Origin of the sequence: Amphritea sp. (assembly GCF_016744155.1) — a bacterium.
Lineage (GTDB): Bacteria > Pseudomonadota > Gammaproteobacteria > Pseudomonadales > Balneatricaceae > Amphritea.
In genome coordinates, this window is record NZ_JADGEW010000048.1 from 1 (window position 1) to 2,825 (window position 2,825).

Annotated in this window: 1 protein-coding gene; it reads left to right on the plus strand. The window is 44.5% G+C overall.

Going from position 1 to position 2,825, the window contains the following annotated elements:
• Positions 1-1,135: 1,135 nt before the first annotated feature.
• Positions 1,136-2,825, plus strand: a 1,690-nt coding sequence (locus tag QZZ54_RS19165) for an aconitase family protein (protein WP_290705826.1), incomplete at its 3' end; no start/stop codon positions are given.

Sequence of the window (2,825 nt, forward strand, 5' to 3'; positions counted from 1 at the left end):
GAATAGGGCGAAGAGAAAAAGGTAGTTCATCAAGCTTTATACCAAATAGTTCAGCGGTATCTGGAAGGCTATGGTAACGGTGTGCTGTTCCGGGAATTGTCTTAATGGAACGGGATGGATCAAAATCGATAGGACTTGTCATATTTTATACCTCACGCAGATAGGACGTTTCTGAACCTATAACCTTTTTCGCACGAGCCTCCGGTCATTGTTGGAGCTGCTCGATCTCCTTGTTAGTCATATATTCAGCTGTCAAACGAACCGCTATTACCAGCAACATAAATTATTACTTTATTAGAATTGTCGACAATGTTAGCCGATAGGTGCCTTAAAGCAAGTGCTATTGGAGTTTTTTTGCCTTAATTACATACAATCTACGACTATTTGCTAGTGCATATAGACTTTTTTGGAAGTTTTTTAAGTGGTGCCGGGCTAGTTTATGCAACGCAGAATGACGGTGGCGCTACTAAATTAAATGAATAAAGAGTCAAAGATTGAATAAGCATAGCGAAGCCACATGGGCTGTAAAATTCAAGTCAATAAGAGAAGAGGTTGCATGGATGGCAATCGAGAATCTCTCTATACCTAAGCGCTAGGCGAGCGCCAGTAAGTTTTCTGCATTTTTAGTGCAACTATATCCACCTCGGCAGTGCCCGGAGGTTCCATACCCTCAGAAGTGGACCAGAATCCAGGTACAATTCAGGGTGTCTAACCGATCAATTAAATCACTATAGACACGAGAGCTAGTTAAGGAAGGTGTGAACAAGTCTATTCTGATCTCTGCAAGCCAGTACCCAAAGGGGATGCTAAGGCGTAATGGACTTATTTGTACCTTCACTACCCAGCTGTGTGATAACCAACGATTGACTCACCTTGGCCAATCTTAAAAATTAAGCATTCATCCTAATGATAACCATTCTCAACAAAGGAGTAGCCCTGCCAAACTTGTAAAAAAATATGTATACCTACAACCAATGTATACCATCTAAAACACGTTGATTTTGCTACTATTTATTTAATTTATATCGACTATAAGCTTAATTTAAATTGTTTTCATTGAGCTGTTTGTAACTTTTTCCTTATAATCTGTTACTGATTCATAATTAGAATTAATTGAGACGAGACGCTTAACGCTATGAGTTACTATTCTGACTACCTAGAAGAAATAGAGGTTCGTAAAAACGACCTTGGCATGAATCCTAAACCGATTGATAGCGCTGAGCTACTTTCTGAAATCATTGCCCAGATTAAAGACGTTGGTAATGAGCATCGCGAAGCATCTTTGAACTTATTCATCTACAACATTCTACCTGGTACTACTCCAGCGGCTGGCGTTAAAGCGGCTTTCCTAAAAGACATCGCTCTGGGTAAAGAAACTGTTGCAGAGATCTCTGCTGAGTATGCTCTTGAGCAACTATCTCACATGAAAGGCGGTCCTTCTATTGAAGTACTGCTGGATATCGCACTGTCTGACGATGCTCAGGCTACTGCTGCGGGTGAAGTTCTGAAGTCTCAGGTATTCCTGTACGATGCAGACTGTGCTCGTCTGGCTGACGCTTTCAAAGCGGGCAACGCCATCGCTAAAAACATCCTGGAAAGCTACTCAAAAGCGGAGTACTTCACCAAGCTGGATGAGATCCCAGAGAAGATCAACGTTATTACCTACATTGCTGGTGAGGGTGATATCTCTACTGATTTATTGTCTCCGGGTAATCAGTCTCACTCCCGTGCTGACCGTGAATTACACGGCCTGTGCATGATCTCGCCAGAAGCTCAGCAGGAAATCGCTGAGATGGGCAAGCAAAACCCTGATGCTAAAGTGATGCTGATCGCTGAAAAAGGCACCATGGGTGTAGGCTCTTCCCGTATGTCTGGTATTAACAACGTTGCACTCTGGGCTGGTGAAAAAACTTCTCCTTTCATCCCTTTCATCAACAACCGTCCGATCGTTGCCGGTACTAACGGTATCGCTCCTATCTTCCTGACGACGGTTGGTGTAACCGGCGGTATCGGTCTGGACCTGAAAAACTGGGTTAAGAAAACCGACGCTAACGGCGAAGTTGTTCGTAACGAAAACGGCGACCCAGTACTGGAAGAAGTATACTCAGTTGCTACTGGTACCGTTCTGACCATCGATACTAAAGCTAAGAAACTGTACAACGGCGACGAAGAACTGGCTGATATAGCTGATGCTTTCACACCACAAAAAGTGGAATTCATGAAAGCTGGCGGTTCTTACGCGGTAACCTTCGGTAAGAAACTGCAAACATTCGCTGCTGAAACTATGGGCGTTGACGCTCCAGCTGTGTACGCACAATCTAAAGAAATCTCTCACGAAGGCCAGGGCCTGACTGCTGTTGAGAAAATCTTCAACCGTAACGCAGTTGGTGTTACTTCTAAGACTCCTCTGCATACGGGTTCTGATGTTCGCGTTAAAGTGAATATCGTAGGTTCTCAGGATACGACGGGTCCTATGACCTGTCAGGAACTGGAATCCATGGCTGCTTCTACTATCTCTCCAAGCGTTAATGGTGCTTTCCAATCGGGTTGCCACACAGCATCTGTATGGGATAACAAAGCTAAGGCAAACACGCCTAAACTGATGGCGTTCATGAACGCGTTCGGGGCAATCACAGCACGTGACCCGAAACACGTTTACCACTCAATGACTGACGTTATTCACAAAGTATTGAATGACATCACAATTGACGACCGCGCAATCATCATCGGTGGTGACTCTCACACCCGTATGTCTAAAGGTGTCGCGTTCGGTGCTGACTCCGGTACCGTTGCGATCGCACTGGCGACTGGTGAATCTGCAATGC